Here is a 7,145-nt window from a genome sequence, read left to right on the forward strand (position 1 = left end):
ATCGCCGACGGCGTGGATGCCCTCGCCGTGTGCGGCGGGGACGGGATGGTCTCGCTCGCCGTACAGGCGCAGGCGTTCTCGGGCGTCCCGATCGGCATCATCCCCGCAGGCACCGGTAACGACCTCGCCCGCGAGTACGGCATCCCGTTGGACAGTCCGGAGGCCGCCGCCGACGTCGTCGCCGGCGGCCGGGTCGAGCAGGTGGACCTCGGCCGGGCCACCCCGGACGGCGGGGACCCGCACCTCTTCGCCTCCGTCCTGTGTGCGGGGCTCGACTCGGCGGTCAACCGGCGCGTCAACGAGATGACGATCCTCGGCGGGCCCCTCCGCTACGTCCTGGCCTCGATCATCGAGTTCCCGACGTACCGGCCCCGTCGCTTCCGCATGACCTTCGACGCCGGTGGGGCGGGGGAGGAGACGGTGGAGACGGAGGTCCTCCTCAGTGCGTTCGCCATCACCCGGAGTTACGGCGGCGACATGAGGATCGCCCCCGACGCCGACCGGTCCGACGGGTTGTTCGACGTCTGTTACGTCGGCAGGATCTCCAAGCCCCGGCTGGCGTGGCATTTCCGAAGGATCTACTCCGGGACCCACGTGGGGCTCCGGGGGGTGACCACTCGGCGGTGCAGGTCGGTTCGGATCGAGGCGCAGGACGTGGAGGCGTTCGCCGACGGTGACGCCGTGGCACCGCTCCCGGTGACCGTCGAGGTCCTCGCGGGGGCCGGCTTGTTCCTGGTGCCGCGGTCACTCCAGCCTCATTCGTAACACTGATCTACGCAGGTCACGGGCGTTACGCATCACTGATACCTCATCCGCCAATCGGTTCGCTTCAGGCTCGCCGAGACGGCATGATCACCTCCATGCGCTCCAGGCTCACCGCGTCACTCGCGACCGTCGCCGTCACCTCTGCCACTCTGATGGGCGGCGGGGGAGCCACGGCCTCCGCCCAGGCTCTGCCGTCGTTCATCCCGCAGCATGTGGTGGACGGACTCGTCTCCCAGGCCCGTGCCGCGGTGCCCGCCGAGGTGTGGGCGGCGGTCGGGTCGACGGGGATGGCCTACCAGGACGTCTCGGGCGGGGTGCGCGAGGGCATCGTCCGGGAGATCGACTCCTACCGGGTGTCCCGGGGGCTCGGGGCACTGGCCCCCAACCCGGATCTGGACCGCGAGGCGCAGGCGTGGGCCGACCGGCTCGCCGCCCAGGACGCCGTCTACCACAACCAGGCCCTGCTGAACCGCGGCCACGGGGAGAACATCGTCGCCGCGGGTACACACTGCGGAGCGGTGTGCCTGGTCGACCTGTGGAAGAACTCACCCGGCCACAACGACAACCTGATTGACCCCGGGTACCGTTCGGCGGGAATGGGGATCGCGTACTCCGCCGGTGGCAAGGTGTTCGTGGTACACAACTTCGCGTACTGACGTCAGCCGGGGGGACCGACCCGCTGCCAAGCACGGCCGAACAGACGAGGGAGACCATGTCCGAACGGATCACACGCGCACTCAGGCTCAGGACAGACCCGGGGATCTTCCTCACCACCGTGGCGGTCATCGTGGCCTTCGTGGTGGTCACGTTCCTCGCGGGGGACTGGGTGGGGGACGTCTTCGGCACCGCCTCGGGGTGGATCATGACCAACCTCGGGTGGTTCTACATCGCCGGGGTCTCCATCTTCCTGCTCTTCCTGCTGTGGATAGCGCTGAGCCGGTTCGGACATGTCCGTCTCGGCGCCGACGGCGAGGAGCCCGAACACTCCACGGCGGCCTGGTTCGGCATGCTGTTCGCCGCCGGGATCGGCACGATCCTCATGTTCTGGGGAGTGGCCGAGCCCATCTCGCACTTCGCCACCCCGCCCCGCGGCGGGGTGGACCCCGGGAGCAGGGAGGCCGCCCAGGAGGCGATGGCCTTCACCCTCTACCACTTCGGTCTGCACACCTGGACCATCTTCGCGCTGCCCGCCCTGGCGTTCGCCTACTTCATCTACAAGCGCAAGATGCCGCCGCGCGTCAGTTCGATCTTCGCGCCGATCCTGGGCAACCGCGTCTACGGGCCCATCGGCAAGACGATCGACGTCGTGGCGCTGGTGGGAACGGTGTTCGGCGTGGCGACCTCCGTCGGCCTCGGCACACTCCAGATCAACGCCGGTCTCAACGAGCTCTTCGGGATCGCGGTGTCCCCGGTGGTGCAGGTGCTCGTCATCGTGGTGGTCACCACCATCGCCTGCATCTCGGTGGCGGCGGGCCTGGACAAGGGCATCAAGCGACTGTCCACCCTCAACATCGCCCTGGCCGTCGCGCTGCTCGTCTTCATCGTCGTCACCGGACCCACCCTGTTCCTGCTCAAGGGAACGGTGGAGACCTTCGGTGTCTACGCCTCGACGCTGCCCGAGCTGGCGTTCTGGAACAACGTCTTCCCGGCCAACGACGACCTGGCGACCTGGCAGAACACGTGGACCGTCTTCTACTGGGCGTGGACCATCACGTGGTCGCCGTTCGTGGGCATCTTCATCGCCCGCATCAGTCGCGGTCGGACCATCCGCCAGTTCGTCTTCGGGGTGCTCGTCCTCCCGGTGGCCTTCTCCATCATCTGGTTCGGCGTGTTCGGCATGGCGTCCTTCGACATCGAACTGAACGGACCCGGTGGACTGGTCGAGGCGGTGGTCGACGACGGGGACATCCCCGGCGCGCTGTTCGCGTTCCTGTCCAACTACCCGCTCGCCACCCTCGTCTCCGGGATCGCGGTGCTGCTCGTCGTCATCTTCTTCACCACCTCGGTCGACTCGGCCGCGATGGTCGTCGACATGATGGCCTCGGGCGAGGACGACACCGTCGCCCCGTCGCCCGTCCACCAGCGCATCATCTGGGGCGTCCTCATGGGCGCCGTCGCCGCGACGCTACTCGCCGGCACCGGGACCGGTGGTCTCAGCGCTCTGCAGGAGGTCATCACCGTCATCGGGCTGCCGTTCTTCGTCATGGGCTTCGTGATGATGTACAGCCTCGTCAAGGGCATCTCCGCCGACCTGGGCGAACGCCCGCCCACGGTGACACGGCAGTGGGATCGCGCCTATTCGCCCGAGGAGTTCGAGAAGAACGAGAACACGCCCTCACCCGAGCCGATCGGCCCGCTGCACCGGATCCCCGGGGAGGAGGACGACGGCGCGCCGAACCCGGTCGAGTCCTCCGACTAGTGCCCTCGCACGTCGAGCATGGTCATCCCCGCGTGCATCTCCCACACGAGGATCTCGGCCCCGTCCGCGCCGGCGGTGACCCGGCGACCACCCGTGGCGGTGAGTCGCGCGGCGTCACCGGTGGCCAGTTCGCCCTCGCCCTCCAGATCGACCGAGCCGAGGGGCACGTAGAGGTGGAGGTACGGCGCATCGGGGAGCTGGACCGACCGACCCGGCTGTAGTCGCGCGGCGAGCAGCGCGGAGGTGCTGTTGCGGATCCGGATGGCGGCCCGGTCGGCGTGGGCGCGGAGACCTCCCGCGACGACGGCGAGGTGGTTGTCCAGCTCGCCGGGATCGATCTCGCGCTGCTCGTACCCGGGGTCTCCGCCGGTGGAGTCCGGGACCACCCACATCTGCACCAGGTGCACCGGGTCGGCCGGGACATCGGAGTGCTGGATCGATCCATCTCGCCAGCCGTCGTTGCGCTCCGAGTGCAGGATCCCCGTGCCCGCGCTCATCCGCTGGGCCAGACCGGGGTAGATGATCCCGTTGTGGCCCTCGGAGTCCTGGTGGACCAGCGAACCGGACAGCACCCAGGTGACGATCTCCATGTCCCGGTGGCCATGGGTGTCGAACCCGGAACCCGCCGCGATCCGGTCGTCGTTGTTGACCAGGAGTCGCCCGAAATGGGTGTTCATCGGATCCTGGTGGCGGGCGAAGGAGAAGGAGTGACGGGAGTCCAACCAGCCGCCACCGGTGTGCGAGCGTGTGGCCGACCGACGGACTCTGACCAGTGGACCGAGCACGGCGCCCCCTCGGCTAGATGATGTAACAACAATACACTCGAGCAGTCCTTTCCGGCCGGGGTGCCGGTCCAGAACGGTCGTCCAGATTTTTCGCTGATACGACGACGGTCTCCCGCGCCCGGGCGTAGGGTGACAGTTGTCAGTGACGGGAGTCACATCACCCGCCGGGAGGTTTCCATGTTGCAGAACGCTCTGGCCGCCACGCTGCGCGTGGGAGTGGCCACGACCAACGAGGTGGCTCACATCGTCGTCGACAACACCCTGGGCCGTTTCCTCGACACCAACCCGGACAAGGTTCGCTGACCCTCCCCTCGGGCCGGGCTGTCGCGGGCCGGGCCGCGTCCACGCCGTAGCGCGGCACGTCGGCTGGTTACATCCCGTCGGCTGTGCCCTCGCTCCCACCGAGAGCGTGGTCCGGCTGCTCCGGCGTCTGATAGATGCGCTTCTGTTCCTCCATGTCGCGCGTGCCCGTCGACACGGTGCCGTCACCGTGGCCGACGCTCTGCCCGTCACTGTGGCCACCGCTGCCCGGTGCGTCCGGGTCGATTCCGGTCGCTCCCTGATCCGCTGCCGGATCCGGCGCGCTTCCGTCACCGACACGCGTTCCGTCGATGGTGTTGCCCAGGTCCTCTGGGGTCTCCGGGGGTGTCTCCGAATTCATGTGGTCCTCCTGGGTCGTGCGTACGGGGTGGTGACGACCCTAACCGCGACGGGCCCCACGTGCTTCCGGACATCTCCGCCGGAGCCACCGGTGACCGCCTCGGAGCAACGATCACCCGGGACCGCCTATCCTGGTGCTCATGTCGGACAATCCCTTCGGTCGGGTCATCACCGCGATGGTGACCCCAATGCACGACGACGGCTCGATCGACTTCGACGGGCTGCAGCGACTCGCGGTTCACCTCGCCGATCACGGTCACGACGGCCTGCTGGTCAACGGCACCACCGGTGAGTCCGCCACGACCACCGACGAGGAGGACTACGACGCCGTGGCCGCGGTCGTCGAGGCGGTCGGTGACCGTGTGTCGGTGATGGCCGGCTGCGGGACCAACGACACGGAGCACTCGATGCGTGCGGCCGCCGCGATGGTCGAGCGCGGCGCCGACACGCTGCTGGTGGTCACGCCGTACTACAACAAGCCCACGCAACACGGGATCGTCGAGCACTTCCGGATGGTCGCCGAGGCGGGAGGGCGACCCGTCATGGCCTACGACATCCCGGGGAGAACCGGCACGGCCCTGTCCTCCGACACCATCCGGCGACTTGCCGAGATCCCGGGTCTCCGCGCGGTCAAGGACGCCAAGGGCGACCTGTTCGAGGCCAGCCGACTCATGGCCGAGACCGACCTGCTGTGGTTCTCGGGCGACGACGTGCTCAACCTCGCGTTCCTCGCACTGGGCGCCACCGGGGTCGTGTCGGTGGTCGGGCATGTGGCCGGAGACGACTACCGGGCCATGATCGACGCCGTCGATACCGGTGATCTGCCCCGGGCCCGCGAGATCCACACCCGCCTCATCCCGGCCGTCGACGCGATCATGCACACCTCGCAGGGGGCGATCCAGGTCAAGGCCGCTCTCAAGATGCGGGGCCTGATCGGCTCCGACCAGCTGCGCATGCCCCTGCTCCAGGGCCCGCCGGAGCACCTCGACCGGCTCCGTGAGGGACTGGCCGCGGCCGGACTGGCCTGACCCCTACGGGTCGGCCTGACCCCGCCGCGGGCTGACTACCGGAACGCGGACATCTCGGTGCACCGCTTCCAGAGGGCGGCGGCGACCCGCTCGTCGCGGGACCTGCTGCTCGACCTGGCGATCTTCGGGTATCCCCTCAGTCCGCCGAGGCGATCGGGGCCCACGAAGGTCGCGCCCGGAAGGTCCGGCACCGTCGCGGCGTAGAGGACGGACAGGGCGCCCGTCTCCGGCGTCAGTCCGGCCCACGAGATCGAGTTGCCGAGCTCGAAGAACCGGTCGGCGGCCGGGCGGCCGCTCTGCCGGAGGAGTTCGGTGGCGGTGTACCCGGGGTGGGCCGCCATCGACCGGATCTCCCCGCCCTCGCGACCGAGTCGGCGCTGCCATTCGTAGGCCAGCATGATGCAGGCCAGCTTCGAGTTGGCGTAGGCCGCCATCGGCCGGTATCCGCGCAGGTCCATGCTCAGATCGTCGGTGTCGACGCGCCCGCGGAGGTGTGCCAGCGAGCCGAGCCAGACCACGCGATCGGTCAACCGCGGCAGCAGGCCGCCGGTGAGGGCGTGGTGACCGAGCGCGTTCACGCCGAACTGCATCTCGTGACCCTGGGCGGTCCGCGAGGGCGGGAGGTTCATGACGCCGGCGTTGTTGATCAGGACATCCACCCGATCCGCGGTCCCGGCGACGAACTCGTCCACCGAGTCGAGGTCCGCCAGATCGAGGCGACGGACCAGCGCCAGGTCACGCGTCCCCGACGGCAGGGTGGCCCGGGCGGCCTCGGCTTTCTCGAGGTTCCGGCACGCCATGACCACCCGGGCGCCCCGGGCCACGAGTGCCTGTGTGGTGGCCAGGCCGATCCCCGCGTTGGCCCCGGTCACGACAAAGGTCCGTCCCGTCTGGTCGGGGACGTCGGAGGCGGACCATCTGGGCGTGCGGCTCATGTGTGACAGTCAACCAGCCGCGCCTGCGCCGTGGTCGGACACCCGTGTGGTAACGCCGGGGGAGACGCCGCGATGTTCTTGTGACACACTCGCGTGAGGCGGGTGAGATCCCACGCGTCACACACGCCTTTCGTCTTCGACCGAGATCTCGGAGTTCCCTCATGACGTTCGACCGCCGTTCCTTCCTCCGCCGCGCCGGTCTCGGCGCGGCCGGAGCCGGCGCCCTCGCCGCGGGGCTCACTCCCGCGGTCGGTGCCCAGTCGTCCATCCCCGCACCGCTCGGCGCACTCCCCGGCGCGGGTGCAGGGGTCCCGATCGGCACGCTGCTCGACTACGCGTCGGGCCCGCCGTCGGCGGCCTCCGTCCGCGCGGCCGGACACATGGGCGCGGTGCGGTACTGCTCGAACCGCCGACCCGGCGCCGAGTGGATGACCGGCAAGCCGCTGTTGCGGCGTGAGGTCGACGATTTCCGTGCGCACGGCCTCAACATGGTCTCCTGCTATCAGTTCGGCAGGGACACCACCGCCGACTGGCGCGCGGGCGCGGCGGGGGA

The 7,145-nt window shown here is 69.3% G+C and carries 9 protein-coding genes; 6 read left to right on the plus strand and 3 right to left on the minus strand.

Annotated features, from left to right (window positions below):
- From G6018_RS09290 to G6018_RS09300, 3 genes are all read left to right on the plus strand, one after another.
- Positions 1–765: diacylglycerol kinase family protein (locus G6018_RS09290; RefSeq protein WP_182639449.1), on the plus strand; the 765-nt coding region annotated here is incomplete at its 5' end.
- A gap of 83 nt (positions 766–848) precedes the next feature.
- Positions 849–1,421, plus strand: coding sequence for a CAP domain-containing protein (locus G6018_RS09295; RefSeq protein WP_182639450.1), 573 nt, complete (start codon positions 849–851; stop codon positions 1,419–1,421).
- 56 nt (positions 1,422–1,477) lie between these two features.
- Positions 1,478–3,184: a BCCT family transporter gene (locus G6018_RS09300; protein ID WP_182639451.1), complete on the plus strand. Its 1,707-nt coding sequence runs from the start codon at positions 1,478–1,480 to the stop codon at positions 3,182–3,184.
- Here G6018_RS09300 and G6018_RS09305 read toward each other — a convergent pair.
- Positions 3,181–3,969, minus strand: coding sequence for a pirin family protein (locus G6018_RS09305; RefSeq protein ID WP_182639452.1), 789 nt, complete (start codon positions 3,967–3,969; stop codon positions 3,181–3,183). The two genes, G6018_RS09300 and G6018_RS09305, sit on opposite strands and share 4 nt — an antisense overlap.
- Before the next feature lie 177 nt (positions 3,970–4,146).
- Here G6018_RS09305 and G6018_RS17570 point away from each other — a divergent pair, with 177 nt between their 5' ends.
- On the plus strand, positions 4,147–4,272 hold the full coding sequence (locus G6018_RS17570) for a hypothetical protein (RefSeq protein WP_277817639.1): 126 nt from the start codon (positions 4,147–4,149) through the stop codon (positions 4,270–4,272).
- 67 nt (positions 4,273–4,339) lie between these two features.
- Here the strand turns inward: G6018_RS17570 and G6018_RS09310 are convergent, their stop codons facing one another.
- Positions 4,340–4,630: a hypothetical protein gene (locus G6018_RS09310; protein ID WP_182639453.1), complete on the minus strand. Its 291-nt coding sequence runs from the start codon at positions 4,628–4,630 to the stop codon at positions 4,340–4,342.
- A 139-nt stretch (positions 4,631–4,769) separates the two neighbouring features.
- Between G6018_RS09310 and dapA the strand changes: the two genes are divergently transcribed.
- Positions 4,770–5,657, plus strand: coding sequence for a 4-hydroxy-tetrahydrodipicolinate synthase (gene dapA, locus G6018_RS09315; RefSeq protein ID WP_182639454.1), 888 nt, complete (start codon positions 4,770–4,772; stop codon positions 5,655–5,657).
- 35 nt (positions 5,658–5,692) lie between these two features.
- On the opposite strand, the gene G6018_RS09320 is transcribed toward dapA, so the two are convergent.
- Complete coding sequence (locus G6018_RS09320) at positions 5,693–6,592, minus strand: oxidoreductase (protein ID WP_182639455.1); 900 nt, start codon at positions 6,590–6,592, stop codon at positions 5,693–5,695.
- Positions 6,593–6,753: 161 nt separating this feature from the next.
- Here G6018_RS09320 and G6018_RS09325 point away from each other — a divergent pair.
- A partial coding sequence (locus G6018_RS09325) for a glycoside hydrolase domain-containing protein (protein ID WP_182639456.1) occupies positions 6,754–7,145 on the plus strand: 392 nt, incomplete at its 3' end.

Origin of the sequence: Dietzia sp. DQ11-44 (assembly GCF_014145205.1) — a bacterium.
Taxonomy (GTDB): domain Bacteria; phylum Actinomycetota; class Actinomycetes; order Mycobacteriales; family Mycobacteriaceae; genus Dietzia; species Dietzia natronolimnaea.

What these genes read in the sequence shown, in the direction of transcription:
- G6018_RS09320 (WP_182639455.1), bottom strand. Translation starts at nt 6,592, where the DNA reads ATGAGCCGCACGCCCAGATGGTCCGCCTCCGACGTCCCCGACCAGACG.
- G6018_RS17570 (WP_277817639.1), top strand. Translation starts at nt 4,147, where the DNA reads ATGTTGCAGAACGCTCTGGCCGCCACGCTGCGCGTGGGAGTGGCCACG.
- G6018_RS09310 (WP_182639453.1), bottom strand. Translation starts at nt 4,630, where the DNA reads ATGAATTCGGAGACACCCCCGGAGACCCCAGAGGACCTGGGCAACACC.
- dapA (WP_182639454.1), top strand. Translation starts at nt 4,770, where the DNA reads ATGTCGGACAATCCCTTCGGTCGGGTCATCACCGCGATGGTGACCCCA.
- G6018_RS09300 (WP_182639451.1), top strand. Translation starts at nt 1,478, where the DNA reads ATGTCCGAACGGATCACACGCGCACTCAGGCTCAGGACAGACCCGGGG.
- G6018_RS09295 (WP_182639450.1), top strand. Translation starts at nt 849, where the DNA reads ATGATCACCTCCATGCGCTCCAGGCTCACCGCGTCACTCGCGACCGTC.